The following is a 16,296-nucleotide window of genomic DNA, read 5'->3' on the forward strand; positions in this document are numbered from 1 at the left end:
CGTCCCGCTGCCGGTCCGCCACCGGTCGGTGCCGGTCGGGTGCCGGTCTTCCCGCCGTCTCCACCGTAAACGGAACAGGCAGGCCGAGGGTTCCATCGGAACCCCCAACCTGCCCGTAGGGAACAACCCCGAGTGCGTTACGCAGGCACGATGTTCACCAGCTTCGGCGCCCGCACGATCACCTTGCGGATGCCGGCGCCGTCCAGCGCCGCGACGACCTTCTCGTCGGCCAGGGCCACCTTCTCCAGCTCCTCGTCCGAGATCGACGGGGAGACCTCCAGGCGGGCCTTCACCTTGCCCTTGATCTGCACGACGCAGGTCACGGCCTCGTCGACGACGTACTGCGGGTCGGCGACCGGGAAGTCCTGGTGGACGACCGAGTCGGCGTGGCCCAGCTTGCGCCACAGCTCCTCGGCGACGTGCGGGGCCAGCGGCGCGACCAGCAGCACCAGGCGCTCGGCGACGGAACGCGGCAGCGCGCCGCCCGCGTACGTCTTGACCAGGTGGTTGTTCAGCTCGGTGACCTTGGCGATGGCGGTGTTGAACCGCATGCCCTCCAGGTCGCCGCGCACCCCGTCGATCGCCTTGTGCAGCGCGCGCAGCGTGGTCGGGTCGATGTCCGCGTCGGCGGCGTCCACGACGGTGACCTCACCGGTCGCCTCGTCGACGATGTTGCGCCACAGTCGCTGCAGCAGCCGGAACTGACCGACGACCGCGCGCGTGTCCCACGGCCGCGACACGTCCAGCGGACCCATCGCCATCTCGTACAGACGCAGCGTGTCCGCGCCGTACTCGTCGCAGATCTCGTCCGGCGTGACGGCGTTCTTCAGGGACTTGCCCATCTTGCCCAGCAGCCGGGAGACCTTCTCGCCCTGGTAGTAGTACGCTCCGTCGCGCTCCTCCACCTCGGCGGCCGGTACGGCGATGCCGCGCGCGTCCCTGTAGACGTACGCCTGGATCATGCCCTGGTTGAACAGCTTGTGGAACGGCTCGGCCGACGAGACGTGCCCCAGGTCGAACAGCACCTTCGACCAGAAGCGCGCGTACAACAGGTGCAGCACCGCGTGCTCGGCACCGCCCACATACAGGTCGACACCGCCGGTGGGCATGCCCTCGCGGGGGCCCATCCAGTACTGCTCGACCTCGGGGTCGACCAGCTTCTCGCTGTTGTGCGGGTCCAGGTAGCGCAGCTCGTACCAGCAGGAGCCGGCCCAGTTGGGCATGGTGTTGGTCTCGCGGCGGTACTTCTTCGGGCCGTCGCCCAGGTCCAGGGTGACGTTCACCCAGTCCTCGTTGCGCGACAGCGGCGTCTCCGGCTCGGTGTCGGCGTCGTCCGGGTCGAAGGTCCGCGGGGTGTAGTCGTCGACCTCCGGCAGCTCCAGCGGCAGCATCGACTCGGGCAGCGCGTGCGCGATGCCGTCCTCGTCGTAGACGATCGGGAAGGGCTCGCCCCAGTAGCGCTGGCGGCTGAACAGCCAGTCCCGCAGCCGGAAGTTGACCGTGCCGTGGCCGATGCCCTTGCGCTCCAGCCACTCGGTCATCCGGGCCTTGGCGTCGGCGACGCCCAGACCGTCCAGGGAGACCTCGTCACCGCTGGAGTTGACCAGCTTCGCCTCGTACGCGACGAAGGCGTCGTCCCACGTCGAGGTGTCGGTGCCGCGGTCGTCCGACGGCTCGACCACGCACCGCATGGGCAGCTCGAAGGCGCGCGCGAAGGCGAAGTCGCGGGCGTCGTGCGCCGGGACGGCCATGATCGCGCCGGTGCCGTAGCCCATCAGCACGTAGTCGGCGATGAAGACGGGAACCTTCTCGCCGCTGACGGGATTGGTGGCGTACGCGCCGGTGAAGACGCCGGTCTTGTCCTTGGCCTCGGCCTGGCGCTCGACGTCCGACTTGGACGCGGCCTGCTTGCGGTACGCGGCGACGGCCTCGGCGGGCGTCGCGTGACCGCCCGTCCACACGTCGTGCGTGCCCTCGGGCCACGCGGCGGGCGTGATCTTCTCGACCAGGTCGTGCTCGGGGGCCAGCACCATGTAGGTGGCGCCGAACAGCGTGTCCTGGCGGGTCGAGAAGACGGTGATGGCGTCCTCGGCCCCGACCTTGAAGTCGATACGGGCGCCTTCGGAGCGGCCGATCCAGTTGCGCTGCTGCAGCTTGATCGCCTCGGGCCAGTCCAGGCCGTCCAGATCGTCCAGCAGGCGGTCCGCGTAGGCCGTGATGCGCATGTTCCACTGGCGCAGCTTCGCCTTGAAGACGGGGAAGTTGCCGCGCTCCGAGCGGCCGTCGGCGGTGACCTCCTCGTTGGCCAGGACGGTGCCCAGGCCCGGTGCCCAGTTCACGGGCGCGTCGGAGGCGTACGCCAGGCGGTACTCGCCCAGGATGTCGGCGCGCTCGGCCTCGCTCAGCGCGGACCACGAACCGCCGCCGGGAACCGCACGCTCACCGGTCTCGAACTGCTTGACCAGGTCGGCGATCGGACGGGCCTTGTCCAGGTCCTCGTCGTACCAGGAGTTGAAGATCTGGAGGAAGATCCACTGCGTCCACTTGTAGTACTCGGGGTCGATCGTGGCGAACGACCGGCGCTTGTCGTGGCCCAGACCCAGGCCGCGCAGCTGCGCCTTCATGTTCTCCATGTTGGCCTCGGTCGACGTGCGCGGGTGGGTGCCCGTCTGCACGGCGTACTGCTCGGCCGGCAGGCCGAACGCGTCGAAGCCCAGGGTGTGCAGCACGTTGTGCCCGGTCATGCGCTGGAAACGGGCGTAGACGTCCGTGGCGATGTAACCCAGCGGGTGGCCGACGTGCAGGCCCGCACCCGAGGGGTACGGGAACATGTCCATGATGAACTTCTTGGGCCGCGCGGCGAGCGCCCTGGCTTCCTGGGTGGCCCCGGCCAGGTCACCCGTCGGGTTCGGCGCCTCGTAGGTGCCGTTCTCGTCCCAGAAGTCCTGCCAGCGTGCCTCGATGTCGGCGGCCATGGCCGCCGTGTAGCGGTGCGGCGCGACCGCCGCCTCGGACGTGGCAGCGGAATTCGTCTCGCTCATGATCCTCAAAGCTCCATCGATCGTCTCTGCACAGCAGCCCATCGGCTTAGGAAATGAAAAAGCCCCTCGCACAGGAGGGGGCGCCGCGCCGATTCCGACCACACGCTCAGGGGCGGGTCGGGACTGATCAGCGCGGCTCGCTAAGCAGAAGGCGTACGGCACGCATGGCGTCAGGGTACCGCAGCCCTCAGGCGGGCCGCGACGGGCTTCCGTCCGCCCCACCGAGGGCCAAGGGTTACTCCGCGTACCGCCCGCTATCGGGGCAACACAAATACCGGGCGGCGTCTAGATAACGGCGAGATAACTCAAACCTCGTACTGGCTGGTATTCATCGACCTAGAGTGCGGGCTGTGGGTCCACTGTGCCGAACCATTCGGAGTCGCCCCCATGAACCCTCGAACGTCGAACCATCTGAACTCCCTTAACACGCTGCGGAGTTCAGGCACCACTAGAAGTAGCCGCCGCAGAACAACGGGGGTGTTGAGTGCGGCGGCACTCGCCCTCATACCCGTGGTCGTGGTCACAGGGAGCGACGCCTTCCGGGCGGCCCTCGACTTCACCACGGGCGTGCTGTCGCTGGTCTCCCTCACGGCGTCCGTCGTGTGGGGCCTGGTCGCGTCCGACCGTCTGTTCCTGACCTCACGGCAGCGGCTGCTCGCCCAGGCCGTGCACCGGGCCACCGCCGTCGGCTCGATCGGGTTCCTGCTGCTGCACGTCAGCGTGAAGCTGGCGCTCGCCCACGTGACGCTCATCGGCGCGCTGATCCCCTTCGGGACGGGCGTCGCCGGCAGCAGCGGCCTGATCGGCCTGGGCGTCCTCGCGGGCCTCCTGATGGTGGCCACCGGCGTCACCGGCGCGCTGCGCAGCTCGATGGCCTCCCCGGCCCGCCTCGCCGCTCGCTGGCGGGCGACCCACATGCTCGCCTACCCGGCCTGGTGCATGGCCCTCGTACACGGCCTGTACGCGGGCCGCGCCCCGAAGACGTACGTGGTCGTCCTGTACTGCCTGTGCCTGCTCGCCGTCGCCGGCGCGATGGGGCTGCGGGCGGCGCCGCTGTCGGTCAAGCGCAAGGTGGCGGCGCGCGTCCTGGAGTTCCTGGACCGCGGCCCCCGCGCGCCCCGCGACGTGGCCGAGCAGCCGCTGCCCGCCACCCAGCCGCCCACGCCCGCCAGGCCGGCCGCGGACGAGCGGGCCAGGCCCGCGCCGGCCCCGGCCGGAGTCGGCTTCGCGGCCGCCTACCGCGCGGTCTCCGCCGCTCCCCGCGCGGAGGCCCCCACGCAATCGCTGCCCTACGTGGATTACGTGGTACCGGCGCAGACCTCCGCCATGGAGGCCATGGAGGCCATGGAGGCAGCGCCCACCCAGCGCTGGCCGGCCCCGTCCCCGCCGCCGCCCGCCGAGGCGCCCCCCTCGGCGTACGACCCGCCGTACGACACCCCGTATGGAGGCGTGCCGGCGTATCCGCCCACCTACGGAGAGAACACGAACACCGGCACCTACGAGAGCGCCTACCAGAGCATCTACGAAGGCACTTATGAAGGCGCCTACGAAGAAGGCGATCCCCCGACCGAACCGCTCCCCGGCCCCTTCCAGGCACCCACGTCCGGTGAGCCATGGACCACGCCCTACGGAGGCGCGTAGTGAACACGGCGCTGCCCGACGTCCCCGAAGTCCGCGTCGTCGGCCTTCCCCAGCTCACTTCGGGGTTCGACCTCGTGGAGCGCCTCGACCTCGACATGCACCTGAAGGTCCACGGCCCGCTGGAACCCCTGGCGGGCGAGCAGCTCGCCCGGCTGGCCCAGGCGGTGTCGCTGCGCGGCCGCGGCGGCGCGGGCTTCCCCTTCGCCAAGAAGCTGCGCGCGGTCGCAGAGGCGGCGATCCGGCGCGGTGTGCGCCCCGTGGTCGTCGTCAACGGCAGCGAGGACGAGCCCGCCTGCCGCAAGGACACCGTCCTGATCAACCGGGCCCCGCACCTCATCCTGGACGGCGCCCTGCTGGTCGCGGAGGCGCTCGGCGCCCGCACCCTGATCGTGGGCGTGACCCGCGACTCCACCGAGGCCTCGATGCAGGCGGCGCTCGCCGAGCGCGGCCTCACGAACCGCCGCAACGCCCCGCTCCGCGCGCGCGTGCAGCGCAATCCCGTACGGATGGTGACCGGTGAGTCCTCGGCGCTGATCCGCTCCGCGGACGGCGGCCCGCCCAAGCCGCCCGGCCGCAAGGTGCGCGCCTCCGACTCCGGGGTCGGCGGCGCCCCGACGCTCCTGTCCAACGCGGAGACGTTCGCCCAGCTCGCCGTCGCCGCCCGTACGGGCCCCGAGCGCTTCTGCCGCACGGGACTGCACGACGAGCCCGGCACGATCCTGCTGACGCTCTCCGGGGCGGTCGCCCGGCCGATGGTCCTCGAAGTGCCCTCCGGCGTCCCGCTGCGCTACGTCCTTCAGCTCGCGGGCGCTCCCCCGCTGCCCCAGGGCGTCCTGACGGGCGGCTATCACGGCAAGTGGCTCGACGGGGTCGGGGCGCAGGACGCGATCGTCTCCCGGGCCTCCCTGGAGGCGTGCGGCGGCGCGCTGGGCGCGGGCGCGATCCTGCCGATCGGGCCCGACACCTGCCCGCTCGGCGAGTCCCTGAAAGTCGCGCAGTGGCTGGCGTCCGAGAGCGCGGGCCAGTGCGGCCCCTGCTACCTCGGGCTGCCGGCGGCGGCACGCGGCCTGGAGGACGTCCTGAACGGCGGCGGCCCCACCGCCCTGGAGGCGCTGCGCGAGGTCACCCGCGCGGTGAAGCGGCGCGGCGCATGCAAGCACCCCGACGGTTCGGCGGCGTTCATCGAGTCGTCGATCTCGGCCTTCACGGACGATCTGGCCGCGCACGTCCTGGGCGCCGGGTGCGGTCGGCCGGTGCGCGGCGTGCTGCCGCTGCACACGCAGGCCCCGGCGAGCGCGGCGCCGAGCGGCAAGCGCCTCGCCGTCGACTGGACGCTGTGCCAGGGCCACGGCCTGTGCGCGGACATCGCGCCGGAGCTGCTCCAGCTCGGTCCGGACGGGTTCCCCACGGTCGCGGAGGCGGCGGTACCGCGCTATTCGGAGGCGAACGCGGTGCGCGCGGTGCGTCGCTGTCCCGCGCTGGCGCTGCGCATCGAGGAGGACCCGGCGGCGACCCCGCCCCGTCCCGTCCTGCCGCCGGCGCTGCCCCCGGGCCGCAGCCGGGCCCGCAGGTAGGGACCGCACAGGACGAGCGGACACACGAAAGCGGGCCATCCGATCGGATGGCCCGCTTCTCATTACTGTGGAGCTAAGGAGAATTGAACTCCTGACCTCCTGCATGCCATGCAGGCGCTCTACCAACTGAGCTATAGCCCCTTGCTGTGGGTTCCGCCCGGTGTTCCTGTCGGTTTCCCCGGCGGCGACGCCAACATTACACGGTCCCCCCGGTGCATCACCAAATCGTTTCCTGTCTGCCCCGGTCTGTAGGGAAAGGTGTGGGATACGACCACTACTGTCGCGTGACGTGACCGTGCTCGTCCTGCCCCACGCCCACCGCCGTGTGCCCCTCGCCCTGGGCGCCTGCCTGCTCTCCTTCGTGGCCTTCTGGGCCGCGCAACGCGCGGCCCACGTCTCGATGATCGACCTCCTGGTCTACCGGGCGGAGGGCGCGACCGTACGGGCAGGCGGCGACCTGTACGCGCTGCGAGCGACACAGGCCCGCCTGCCGACCACCTACCCCCCGTTCGCCGCTCTGCTGTTCACCCCGCTGACGCTCCTGGACGTCGCGGCCATGAAGGCGGCGGCGACCGTCGCGAACCTCGCTCTTCTTGTCGCGTTCGCGCATCTCTCCTTGCGGCTCGTGGGCCGCCACGCGCGCGTGGAGCACGCCTTGTGGGTGGCGGCGGGTGCGGTGTGGTGCGAACCGGTGTGGACGACGCTGCGCTACGGGCAGGTCAATCTGCTGCTCGCCGTGCTGGTCCTGTGGGATCTGACCCGGCGGCCGGGACACCGCTGGGCGGGCGCGGGGATCGGCGTCGCGGCGGCGGTCAAGCTGACACCGGCGCTGTTCGCCGTGTTCCTGCTGGGTACGGGGATCGCGCTGGCGGTTCGGGGCGGTTCCTGGCGGCCGTGGCTGCGCCGCGCGCGCGTGGCGGCGTACGCGTTCCTCGGGGCGACCGCGCTGACGGCGCTCGTCCTGCCGCTCGACTCCCGCCGCTTCTGGACCCGGATGATCTTCGCGGCGGGCCGGGTCGGCCACGCCGAGGACACCGCGAACCAGTCGCTGCGCGGCGCCCTGGCCAGGGTCCTGCACACCGGCGACCCGGGCCTGTGGTGGGCCGCTGCCGCCGCCGTGACGGGCGCGGTCGGACTCGCGGTGGCGGTGGCGGCGGCGCTGCGCGGACGGCGGGCGCAGGCCGTCCTGGCGTGCGCGGCGACGGCGCTCCTGGTCAGCCCGGTCTCCTGGTCGCACCACTGGGTGTGGTGCGTGCCGCTGGTCCTGCTGGTCTGGGAGTCGGGCCGGCGCCGCGCGGCCGTCCTCGCGGCGCTGCCGTTCTGCTCGTACGCCCTGTGGTGGGTGCCGCACGGTCGCGGCAGGCCCGAACTGCACCAGGACAGCGGTCAGTTGCTGCTGTCGGCGCTCTACGTAGGGGTGGGCTGCGCCTTCCTGGCGCACTGCGGCGTCAGGCTGTGGCGAACGAGTAGAACCGCTTGAGGGTGCAGTGCTCGTCCAGAAGGCGCCCGTAGATCGGCTCGCCCTCCAGTTCCCGATACGTCTCGATCGGGTCGCCCTTTATGATCAGCGCCCGCGCGCATTCCTCGCACCAGTACTGGTAGTCGGGATTCACCGGCTCCATGTCGCGCACGATGGGCGTACCGCTGTCGCACCAGTCGCACTTTCTCCTGTGTGCACCCATCGATCAGCTCCAGCTGTGGCCGCAGGCCGTGCACACGTACGAGATCCCGCCGTTGTCACCCAGCATCTGGGCGACATGGGAGGAGCCGCAGGACGGACAGTTGAGGAGAAGCGGGGCGTCTCCCGGGACGGTTTCGGAAGGGGTCGGGGACTCGGTGGATATCACTGCCACGCCGAGGGGGCGGTCGGCCTCCTCGTTGATGCTCAAGGGCATCGCGTACTCCCTCCCGTCGGGCCGTCTTCATCGGTCGGACGCAGCCCCCTTCCGGCCGTCCGATTCTGCCACGGCCGGAGCAATACGGTCAGCGACGCCTGCGTACCAGTCCGGACACGGCACCCAGCGCCGCCGCTCCGGCCAGCGCATAAGCGCACACCAGGAGCGCGTCTGCCGAGGAATACGCCCCCGAAGCCCCTGATGCCTCAACGCGGTTGAGGAAAAGTGTGCCGAAGGCGGCCACGCCGACGAACTGGCCGAGCTGGGTCACGGTGGCGAGCAGTCCGCTGGCGTCGGCGGCGTCCTCGGGCCGTACCGCGGCCAGGGCCCGGGTGAGCGTCGGACTGAAGCCGAGCGCGAGCCCGGCACCGACCGCCACGAACGAGACATAGAGCCAGAATCCGGCCCCGGCGCCGTCGCGCAGCGCGAGGGCGGTACCGAGGCTTCCGGCCGCGGCGAGCACGAACCCGGCGGGGATCATGGCCCGTTGCCACCGCTCCGGCCAGCGCCGCCAGGTCAGTCCCACCGCGCCGAACACCACGGCGATCGGCGCGAAGGTGAGCCCCGCGCGCAGCGCGCTGTAGCCGAGCCCGGCCTGGACGTGCAGGGTCATCGCGAAGAGGAATCCGGCGTTGACCGCCATCACGGCGAGCACCCGGAAGACGGCGAGGCCGATGCCGGGCAGCGCGAGGACCCGCGGCGCGATCAGCGGGGCGCCCCCGCGCCGGGCGAGAGCGGACTCGTAACCGCAGAACAGGACGAACAGGGCCGCGGACGCGACGAGGCACAGCCAGGACCACAGGGGCCAGCCCTCCTCCTGGCCGAGCACCAGCGGCACCGCGCACAGGGAGACGGCGCCGCCGAGCAGGAGGAGACCCGGCAGGTCGAGCGGGCGGCCGCGGCCCTGCCCCCGGGTCTCGTCACGCGGCAACTCCCGGCGCCCGAGCGCGAGCAGCGCGAGCCCGACGGGCACGTTCACCAGGAACACCAGGCGCCAGCCGGTGCCGAAGAGGTCGGCGCTGACCAGCACGCCGCCGAGCACCTGTCCGGCCGCGGCGCCCACGGCGATCACCGCGGAGTACGCGCCGAGCGCCCGCAGCCGGGCCTGCCCCGCGAAATGGCGCTGGATGAGGCTGAGCACCTGCGGGATCATCAGCGCGGAGCCGGCGCCCTGCACCATCCGGAACGCGATCAACTCGCCGCCGCTCTGCGCCAGTCCGCAGGCCAGCGACGCCACGGTGAACCCGCAGAGCCCGACGAGCGTGACGCGCCGGTGCCCGAACCGGTCGCCGAGGCGCGCGCCGGTGATCAGCAGGACCGCGTACGTGATGGTGTATCCGGCGATGACCAGCTGCAACGCGGCGCCGGACGCGTCGAGTTCGGTGCCGATGGTGGGGGCGGCGACGTTCACGATGAACACGTCGAGGACCGCCATGAACTGGACGGCGAGGACCACCGCGAGCAGCAGCCCGCGACCGGGCGCCGGGCCGTTGTCAGTGCCAGGGGCTTTACTGGATCCGGGAGTTGGGGACTGCGGACTTTCCGGGACGGTTGTCGTCATGCGTCGAGCCTGACGGCGATCGGATACGGGTAACGAGAGCCCGCTGATGCTGGTAGCGGCACCACCCGGTACGCGCCTTCCGGGGCGCGGCACCGGCGCACACGATGGGGGATGTGACGACGATGACCACGACGGAGCACACGACCGCGACGGGCCGCGCGACCACGCCGGAGCACCCACCGGCCCCCGGCCGGGACCGCCGCAGGACGCGGCCCGAGCTGGCCGCCTTCCTGAAGAGTCGCCGGGCCCGGGTCACCCCGGCCGACGTCGGCATGCCCGCGGGCCCCCGCAGGCGCACCCCGGGCCTGCGCCGCGAGGAGGTCGCGCAGCTCTCCGGCGTCGGCGTCACCTGGTACACGTGGCTGGAGCAGGGCCGCCCGATCAACGCCTCGCCGCAGGTCCTGGACGCGGTGGCGCGCACGCTGCGGCTCGACCCGCCGGAGCGGGAACATCTCTACCAGCTGGCGGAGGTGCCGTACGAGCCGGCGCGGGTGGCCGGCGGCGAGACCGTCGGGCCCGACATCCAGGGCATCATCGACGCGCTGGACCCGCTGCCCGCCGTGGTCTACAACGCCCGGTTCGACCTCCTGGCGACCAATGCCGCCTACCGCGCGCTGTTCATCCTCGCCCCCGAGACCCTGCCCCGGACGCCGAACGCACTGCGCACGCTGTTCCTGGCCCCCGAGGCCACCTGCCCACTGGTGCTGCGGGAGACCGAGCTGCCGGTGATGGTGGCGACCCTGCGGTCGGGATACGGGCGGCACGCGGGCGAGCCGGTCTGGGAGGACTTCATACGCGGGCTGATCACGGCCAGCCCGTACTTCGCCGAGCTGTGGGAGAGCGGTGACGTCGCGCCGCCGGGACCGCGGGTGAAGACGTTCCGGCACCGGGCGGTCGAGGGCGAGCTGCGGATGACGTCGACCTCGCTGTCGATCAACGGCATGCCGGAGTGCCGGATCGTCGTCTACTCGCCGGTCGACGAGGAGACCCATGAGCGCCTGGCGGCCGTGCGCACGGACAACGAAAAATCCCGCCCCTGACGGGACGGGATCTTCGGTTCCTGTGAACCGGAACTTCCTGTGGAGCTAAGGAGAATTGAACTCCTGACCTCCTGCATGCCATGCAGGCGCTCTACCAACTGAGCTATAGCCCCTTGCCTTCGTCCGCTCCCCCCGGTGTTTCCCCCGGCGGGCCGAACAAGAAGAACTTTAGCCTGCGACCTGCCGGAAAGTGAAATCCGGTCCCTGCGGCCCGCAGGGACCGGCCACAACCGTCCCGACCAGGGACTCAGTCGTCGTCGCCGAGGACCGGTTCCGGCAATGTGCCGGCGTTGTGCTCCAGCAGCCGCCAGCCGCGGGCGCCCTCGCCGAGGACGGACCAGCAGCAGTTCGACAGACCGCCGAGCCCCTCCCAGTGGTGGGACTCCAGACCCAGGAGGCGACCGATGGTGGTGCGGATGGTGCCGCCGTGGCTGACCACGACGAGCAGGCCGTCGTCCGGCAGCTTGTCCGCGTGCCGCAGCACGACGGGCGCCGCCCGGTCGGCGACCTCGGTCTCCAGCTCGCCGCCGCCCCGGCGCACGCTCTCGCCGCGCTTCCACGCGGCGTACTGCTCGCCGTACCGGGCGATGATCTCCTCGTGCGTGAGGCCCTGCCACTCACCGGCGTACGTCTCGCGCAGCCCCTGGTCGTACGTGACGTCCAGGCCGGTCAGGGCGGTCAGCTCGGCGGCGGTGGCGGCGGCCCGCTTGAGGTCGGAGGCCACGACGGCGTCCGGCTTCAGGGAGGCGAGCAGGCGGGCGGCGCGCTTGGCCTGCGCGACGCCGGTCTCGGTCAGCTCGATGTCCGTGGTGCCCTGGAAGCGGCGCTCCAGGTTCCAGGACGTCTGGCCGTGGCGCCACAGGACGACGCGGCGGCCGCGAGGTGAAGCGGTGGTCAAAGGACCTCACCGCCGAGTTCGCGGATCTCCTCCGCATCCTCCGCGGCCTGCTCGCGCTGGGCGTGCTCGGCGCCCTTGCCCCGGGTGGCCTTGGCGTCGGCGGGCAGGTCCAGCTCGGGGCAGTCCTTCCACAAGCGCTCGAGGGCGTAGAAGACGCGCTCCTCGCTGTGCTGGACGTGGACGACGATGTCGACGTAGTCGAGCAGGATCCAGCGGGCGTCGCGGTCGCCCTCGCGGCGGACGGGCTTGGCGCCGAGCTCCTTGTTCAGGCGCTCCTCGATCTCGTCGACGATCGACTTGACCTGGCGGTCGTTGGGAGCCGACGCGAGCAGGAAGGCGTCCGTGATGGACAGCACGTCGCTGACGTCGTAGGCGATGATGTCGTGCGCGAGCTTGTCGGCTGCGGCCTGGGCGGCGGCGGTGATGAGCTCAAGGGAACGGTCAGTGGCGGTCACTACAAGGCTTTCCGTCGGGGGGCAGATCCCCCGGGCCATGCCTGACGGGGGTACCTCAAGGGTCTCACGGACAGCCGAACTGCCTCACGGCATTACCGGCGCCCCCGATTCCGGGGGCGCCGGTAGGTGGATCACTTGCCGGTGTAGTCCTGACCGAGGACCACGGAGACGTCCGCGTTCGCGGCTGTCTTCCCCTTCCGCACGGCCGAGGTCGGCAGGCCCAGCGTCTTGGCGACCTCGACGGCGTCCTGCTTGCGGGCGGCGTCGGCGTACGTGACCTGCGACGCCGCCGCGGCGGTGCCGGTGCCGGCCGAGATGAAGGTGTAGCCGCCGTTGACGAGGGTGACGCGGGCCTTCTCGGTGCGGGTCTTGTCGCCGGTGGCGTTCTTGATGCCGACGCGCAGCGAGTCACCGTCGGACGGGGCCTTCACGGTGCCGCCGAGCACGTCCTTGACCACGGAGTTCGCGGCGGCGTCGGAGAGCGTGCCGTCGCTCTGCACCGGGAGCAGGGCGGTCTTGTAGTCGCCCTCCTTGGCGTGGTCGGCGAGCTTGGCGAGGAAGGCGCCGAGGTCCTTCTCCGTCAGCGACGGGTCGAGGATCTGGGCGAGCGTCTGCACGGTGGTCGTCGCGGCCTGCGGGTCCGAGGACAGCTTGCGCAGCACGCCCTGCATGACCTGCCCGAACCGCATGAGCTGCGCGGTCTCGGCCTCGCCCTTGGCCCGGTAGGTGGCGTAGGCGACGGCCATCGGACCGCTGAGGGTCTGCTGCTCGCCCTTGTGGACGAGGGTGGTGCCCTTCTTGTCCGGGTCGGGCACGTCCGTGTCGGTGTTGATGTCGATGTTGCCGACGAGCTCGACCAGGTTGTTCAGGTAGGGGGTGTCCAGGCGCCAGGTGCCCTGGACGTCGGTGCCGAGGAGGGCGTCGATCGCGTCGCTGGTGCCGGAGGAGCCGTCGTCGTCGACGGACTTGCCGAGCGTGCTGGTGGTGCCGTCGTCGCCCGACACGGCGAGGGAGTTGGGCAGCAGGACCGTGGTGCCCTGCTGGGTGGTGGTGTTGTTCACCAGCAGGGCCGTGGAAGTGGCCCCGCCCTTGGTGTTGTGCAGGTGCACGACGATGACGTCACGGTTCTGCGGTCCCGCCGCGGTCGTGCCGTCGGCCTTCTTGGCGTCCTCGGACAGGAAGGGCAGCTTGCCCGCGGACCAGAGGTAGCCGACGCCGCCGACCAGGCACAGGGCGAGGACGACGATGAGCGCGACGCCCCGGTTGCGGCCGCGCCGCTTGGCCTCCTCGCGCCGCTCGCTGCGGGACTCCGTGAACTTCAGCCAGTCGATGACGTCTTCGGAGTTCTCGTCCGGGTCCTCGACGAAGTCGAACTGCTCGGTACGGTAGTCGCGGTCCTGCGCCGGCTCCGGTTCAGGCTCCTGAGGGGCCGGGGCCTGCTGCGGGATGTAGGCGGTGGCCTGCTGCTGCGCGGCGGCCCGGGGCTGCTCACCGGTTCCGGCGGCGGCGCCGTACGGGTCGTAACCGCCGTGCTGCGCACCGCCGTAGGGATCGTACGAAGGCGCGGGCGGGGGCGGCGACGACGGCTGCGCCGGCTGGACGGGCTGCTGCTGCCCGGTCGCGTACGGGTCGTAGCCGTATCCGTACGCCGAGTACTCTCCGGACCGCTCGTACGACGGCGCCTGTTGCACCTGCCGGTAGACCGGCTGGCCGAACTCGTCGTAGCCGACCAACTCGTACTGCTGCTGGTCGTAACCGTCGTATCGGTCGTTCACCGATGCCCCTCTCGGCGGTGCAGGGTCATTCGCCTCGGTACAGCTGGCGCTTGTCGATGTAGCGCACCACACCGTCCGGCACCATGTACCAGATGGGGTCGCCCTTGGCGACTCTGTCACGGCAGTCCGTGGACGAGATCGCGAGGGCGGGGACCTCGACGAACGAGACACCGCCCTCGGGCAGGCCGGGGTCGGCGAGTGTGTGGCCCGGACGGGTCACGCCGATGAAGTGTGCCAGGGAGAAGAGCTCTTCGGTGTATCGCCAGGTGAGGATCTGGCCGAGAGCGTCGGCACCCGTGATGAAGAAGAGGTCCGTGTCCGGATTGAGCGCGCGCAGATCGCGCAGCGTGTCCGTGGTGTACGTCGGTCCGCCGCGGTCGAGGTCGATACGGCTCACCGAGAACTGCGGGTTCTCGGCGGTCGCGATGACCGTCATCAGATAGCGGTCCTCGGCCGGCGAGACCTTCTTGTCGCTCTTCTGCCAGGGCTGCCCGGTCGGCACGAACACCACCTCGTCGAGGTGGAACTGCGCGGCGACCTCGCTGGCCGCCACCAGGTGTCCGTGGTGGATCGGGTCGAACGTTCCGCCCATGACGCCGAGGCGTCGCTTGGTCGGTGAGGCCCACTCACGATCCGGGCCGCCGGCCGGGCTGTTGACCGGGCCGGTAGGCATGTCCTGCGCTCCCATGCGTGCAGAGCCTACTGGCCCGGTCCGAGTGCTCGGTGCCCCGGCTCAGCGGTCGCGGTTGAAGCGCGTCGTGATCCACAGCAGCAGAAGCAGGATGACGAACGCGGCGCCGCCCGTCATGAGGGGGCTGATGCTCTCGTGGTTGCCGCCGTGCTCGCCGCCCTCGGAGGCGAGAGTGGCCAGCTGGGCAGCGGTGCTGTGGAGGCTCATCTTCAGCAGGACCTATCCGGTGTGGGATCGGGATAAAGACTTCTGACCCATCGTAAGCGGGGCCCTTCCCGCCGCGAACGCCGACTCTGCCGTACGGCCTCATCAGTCGTCGGTATCAGTCGTCGGTCCGGTCGTCCTGTTTGTAGCCCCGCAGCAGGAACCAGGCGAGGAGGACCGCGCCGAGAACACCCACGATCAGCACGACGCGCAGCAGATTGCCGGGCCCCTGCTCCGACGCGGCGCTGATGAGGTGATCGAGGTGATCGGTGTGGTCCATGGCGGTTCGCTCCTTCTGTGTGCTGCCCCGTCACGGTATCTCCGCCTAATGTGGAGTCCGTCTCGGGGGCACAACCACACACACCATGGGGGGCCGCATGCCCGACGTACCGAACGAAGAGCACGAGAACGTACCCAGCAGGCAGCGCAGGCGCTTCCCCGGGATCTCCTCGCGGGCGTACGAGCACCCCGCGGACCGCTCCGCCCTGGTGGCGCTGCGCAAGCTCACCGGCTTCGACACGGTCTTCAAGGCGCTGAGCGGTCTGCTGCCGGAGCGCAGCCTGCGTCTGCTGTTCCTGTCGGACTCGGTGCGTGTCTCCGACGAGCAGTTCGCGCACCTCAACGCGATGCTGCGGGACGCCTGTTACATCCTGGACCTGGAGAAGGTCCCCCCGATGTACGTCAATCAGGACCCGCAGCCGAACGCGATGTGCATCGGTCTCGACGAGCCGATCATCGTCGTGACGACCGGTCTCGTGGAGCTGCTCGACGAGGAGGAGATGCGGGCGGTCGTCGGCCACGAGGTCGGCCACGCGCTCTCGGGCCACTCGGTCTACCGGACGATACTGCTGTTCCTCACCAGCCTGGCGCTCCGCGTCGCGTGGATCCCGCTCGGCAACCTCGCGATCATGGCGATCGTGACGGCGCTGCGCGAGTGGTTCCGCAAGTCCGAACTCTCCGCGGACCGGGCCGGGTTGCTGGTCGGACAGGACCTCCAGGCCTCCATGCGCGGCCTGATGAAGATCGCGGGCGGCAACCACCTGCACGAGATGAACGTGGACGCGTTCCTCAAGCAGGCCGAGGAGTACGAGGCCGGGGGCGATCTGCGCGACTCGGTCCTGAAGATCCTGAACGTGATGCCGCGCTCGCACCCCTTCACCACGGTGCGCGCCGCCGAGCTGAAGAAGTGGGCCGGGACCCGCGACTACCAGCGGCTGATGGACGGGCACTACCCGCGCCGCGCCGAGGACAAGGACACCTCGGTGACCGACTCGTTCCGCGAGTCGGCCTCGCACTACTCGGATCACATGAAGAACTCGAAGGACCCGCTGATGAAGCTGGTCAGCGACATCGCGGGCGGCGCGGGCGACCTCGGCGGCCGGGTGCGGCGCGGCTTCGGGAACTTCGGCGGGACCAACGGCGGCGCCGCCGGCGGGGACAACGCGGGCAACCACGGAACCCGCGACGACGAGTGACCTCACCCGTCACGACGTGACGACGTGACGACGTGAGGGAAGAGGT

Annotated in this window: 15 protein-coding genes and 2 tRNA genes; 5 read left to right on the forward strand and 12 right to left on the reverse strand. The window is 70.9% G+C overall.

Annotated elements, in window-relative coordinates; genetic code table 11:
* Positions 1–137: 137 nt before the first annotated feature.
* Entirely contained in the window at positions 138–3,041 is a 2,904-nt protein-coding gene (gene leuS / locus V2W30_RS13385; RefSeq protein ID WP_338696387.1) for a leucine--tRNA ligase, read from the reverse strand.
* Between the two features lie 516 nt (positions 3,042–3,557).
* On the opposite strand from leuS, the gene V2W30_RS13390 reads away from it, so the two are divergent.
* Positions 3,558–4,682 carry a cytochrome b/b6 domain-containing protein gene (locus V2W30_RS13390; protein ID WP_338696389.1) on the forward strand — a complete coding sequence of 375 codons (1,125 nt, stop codon included), beginning with the start codon at positions 3,558–3,560 and terminating at the stop codon, positions 4,680–4,682.
* The gene (locus tag V2W30_RS13395; RefSeq protein ID WP_338696391.1) at positions 4,682–6,256 is read left to right on the forward strand and encodes an NADH-ubiquinone oxidoreductase-F iron-sulfur binding region domain-containing protein; all 1,575 of its coding nucleotides are present in this window, start codon (positions 4,682–4,684) and stop codon (positions 6,254–6,256) included. The genes V2W30_RS13390 and V2W30_RS13395 overlap by 1 nt, the downstream gene beginning before the upstream one ends.
* 68 nt (positions 6,257–6,324) lie before the next feature.
* On the opposite strand, the gene V2W30_RS13400 is transcribed toward V2W30_RS13395, so the two are convergent.
* Positions 6,325–6,397, reverse strand: a tRNA-Ala gene (locus V2W30_RS13400).
* Positions 6,398–6,545: 148 nt separating this feature from the next.
* On the opposite strand from V2W30_RS13400, the gene V2W30_RS13405 reads away from it, so the two are divergent.
* The gene (locus tag V2W30_RS13405) at positions 6,546–7,736 is read left to right on the forward strand and encodes a glycosyltransferase 87 family protein (RefSeq protein ID WP_338696393.1); all 1,191 of its coding nucleotides are present in this window, start codon (positions 6,546–6,548) and stop codon (positions 7,734–7,736) included.
* Here V2W30_RS13405 and V2W30_RS13410 read toward each other — a convergent pair.
* The 3 genes from V2W30_RS13410 to V2W30_RS13420 form a co-directional block, all read right to left on the reverse strand.
* Positions 7,705–7,938 (reverse strand): hypothetical protein, encoded by a 234-nt coding sequence (locus V2W30_RS13410; RefSeq protein ID WP_338696394.1) that lies wholly within the window; start codon positions 7,936–7,938, stop codon positions 7,705–7,707. The two genes, V2W30_RS13405 and V2W30_RS13410, sit on opposite strands and share 32 nt — an antisense overlap.
* Before the next feature lie 3 nt (positions 7,939–7,941).
* Positions 7,942–8,151, reverse strand: a complete 210-nt coding sequence (locus tag V2W30_RS13415; protein WP_338696395.1) for a hypothetical protein — start codon at positions 8,149–8,151, stop codon at positions 7,942–7,944.
* An 88-nt stretch (positions 8,152–8,239) separates the two neighbouring features.
* Positions 8,240–9,616 carry an MFS transporter gene (locus V2W30_RS13420; RefSeq protein ID WP_338703594.1) on the reverse strand — a complete coding sequence of 459 codons (1,377 nt, stop codon included), beginning with the start codon at positions 9,614–9,616 and terminating at the stop codon, positions 8,240–8,242.
* A 200-nt stretch (positions 9,617–9,816) separates the two neighbouring features.
* Here V2W30_RS13420 and V2W30_RS13425 point away from each other — a divergent pair, with 200 nt between their 5' ends.
* Entirely contained in the window at positions 9,817–10,752 is a 936-nt protein-coding gene (locus V2W30_RS13425) for a helix-turn-helix transcriptional regulator (protein WP_425244532.1), read from the forward strand.
* Positions 10,753–10,792: 40 nt separating this feature from the next.
* On the opposite strand, the gene V2W30_RS13430 is transcribed toward V2W30_RS13425, so the two are convergent.
* The 7 genes from V2W30_RS13430 to V2W30_RS13460 form a co-directional block, all read right to left on the reverse strand.
* Positions 10,793–10,865: transfer RNA gene (locus tag V2W30_RS13430), tRNA-Ala, on the reverse strand.
* A 134-nt stretch (positions 10,866–10,999) separates the two neighbouring features.
* Positions 11,000–11,650, reverse strand: coding sequence for a histidine phosphatase family protein (locus V2W30_RS13435; protein WP_338696396.1), 651 nt, complete (start codon positions 11,648–11,650; stop codon positions 11,000–11,002).
* Entirely contained in the window at positions 11,647–12,105 is a 459-nt protein-coding gene (gene rsfS / locus V2W30_RS13440; RefSeq protein WP_338696398.1) for a ribosome silencing factor, read from the reverse strand. The genes V2W30_RS13435 and rsfS overlap by 4 nt, the downstream gene beginning before the upstream one ends.
* Positions 12,106–12,236: 131 nt before the next feature.
* Positions 12,237–13,880: an LCP family protein gene (locus V2W30_RS13445; protein ID WP_338696400.1), complete on the reverse strand. Its 1,644-nt coding sequence runs from the start codon at positions 13,878–13,880 to the stop codon at positions 12,237–12,239.
* 25 nt (positions 13,881–13,905) lie between these two features.
* Complete coding sequence (nadD, locus tag V2W30_RS13450; RefSeq protein WP_338696401.1) at positions 13,906–14,568, reverse strand: nicotinate-nucleotide adenylyltransferase; 663 nt, start codon at positions 14,566–14,568, stop codon at positions 13,906–13,908.
* Positions 14,569–14,613: 45 nt separating this feature from the next.
* Positions 14,614–14,778, reverse strand: coding sequence for a hypothetical protein (locus tag V2W30_RS13455; protein ID WP_338696402.1), 165 nt, complete (start codon positions 14,776–14,778; stop codon positions 14,614–14,616).
* A gap of 115 nt (positions 14,779–14,893) precedes the next feature.
* Positions 14,894–15,055 (reverse strand): hypothetical protein, encoded by a 162-nt coding sequence (locus V2W30_RS13460; protein ID WP_338696404.1) that lies wholly within the window; start codon positions 15,053–15,055, stop codon positions 14,894–14,896.
* A gap of 97 nt (positions 15,056–15,152) precedes the next feature.
* Between V2W30_RS13460 and V2W30_RS13465 the strand changes: the two genes are divergently transcribed.
* Positions 15,153–16,250 (forward strand): M48 family metallopeptidase, encoded by a 1,098-nt coding sequence (locus V2W30_RS13465; RefSeq protein WP_338696405.1) that lies wholly within the window; start codon positions 15,153–15,155, stop codon positions 16,248–16,250.
* The last annotated feature ends 46 nt before the right edge of the window (positions 16,251–16,296 follow it).

Origin of the sequence: Streptomyces sp. Q6, from assembly GCF_036967205.1 — a bacterium.
Lineage (GTDB): Bacteria > Actinomycetota > Actinomycetes > Streptomycetales > Streptomycetaceae > Streptomyces > Streptomyces citrinus.